The following is a 213-nucleotide window of genomic DNA, read 5'->3' as shown; positions in this document are numbered from 1 at the left end:
TGATCGCGTTATGTCATCACGAAGCGGGTAAAACTAATCTTGACTGTATTGATGAGGTACCAGAAGCAGTTGATTATTGTCGTTACTACGGCCAACAAGCGATTTATAACCAATCATTTAGTGAAGCTAAAGTGAGTTTTGATAACATCATTCAGGAAGTAAGCCGTCAAGGGAAAGGCGTCTTAGTTTGTATCAGTCCTAGGAACTTCCCGT

1 protein-coding gene is annotated in these 213 nt (G+C 40.8%); it reads left to right on the top strand.

Translation table 11 applies throughout. The features are described 5' to 3' along the window. Nucleotides 1–213 (top strand): aldehyde dehydrogenase family protein (locus V6256_RS16005; protein WP_341599189.1); only part of this gene is annotated, 213 nt, incomplete at both ends.

Origin of the sequence: Psychromonas aquatilis (genome assembly GCF_038155185.1) — a bacterium.
Classification (GTDB): Bacteria; Pseudomonadota; Gammaproteobacteria; order Enterobacterales; family Psychromonadaceae; genus Psychromonas; species Psychromonas aquatilis.
This window is presented reverse-complemented; position numbering and strand designations above follow the sequence as displayed.